1 protein-coding gene is annotated in these 687 nt (G+C 36.2%); it reads right to left on the reverse strand.

Annotated elements, in window-relative coordinates:
• Positions 1 to 73: 73 nt before the first annotated feature.
• Positions 74 to 526, reverse strand: a complete 453-nt coding sequence (locus CWB85_RS21800) for an REP-associated tyrosine transposase (RefSeq protein ID WP_138556009.1) — start codon at positions 524 to 526, stop codon at positions 74 to 76.
• Positions 527 to 687: the final 161 nt, after the last annotated feature.

Consider the following 687-nt stretch of genomic DNA (forward strand, 5'->3'; position numbering starts at 1 on the left):
TGTCCGCGTAGGAAATGGCTTTAGCCATGAATGAAAAAATTCCGGTCCGTGTAGTACAGCCTCGTTGATTCGGTTATTTGAGGTATATGCAATCCCAGAAAGGATAATCGCCAATATATTTAACCAAACTCGCACGCAAGGGGTTTGCTACAATATATCTCGCTTGTGCAATTAAATGATCTTCATTACGAATTAATGAATCGTAAAAGCCTTGCTGCCAAACTTGAGGTGTGTGTTTGTTTTTTATATTGAAAGAGCTACATCCTTTTACTCGTCTAAGAACTTCAGATAAATTTTCTTTATTTTTTAATTGAAACAACCAGTGAAAATGATCAGGCATGACTATAAAGCTAATTGTTTGTGTAAACCCTAGCTCATCTGAATTTTTCAATGCGGCTATAACTTTTCTTGCGTTATCAAAGTCTAGGAAGTATTTATGGCGTTGGTAGGTTATCACTGTGACAGAATAAAAATGATTAACAACTGAAGTGCGTCCTTTTCTTAACGCTTGTGCATGAGCGTACATATTTCTATCCTTAAAATATAAATATTAAAGATAGCAGAAGTTAAAGTTACTTGTAGGAAATGGCTTTAGCCGTGAATAATGTTATGGAACAGAGCTCTATGTTAAAGCTATTCGGCGCTAAAGCGCTCTCCTACGGGCGGAGATGTGTATTGATTATGAAT

This window comes from Pseudoalteromonas sp. S1727 (assembly GCF_005886375.1).
Classification (GTDB): Bacteria; Pseudomonadota; Gammaproteobacteria; order Enterobacterales; family Alteromonadaceae; genus Pseudoalteromonas; species Pseudoalteromonas haloplanktis.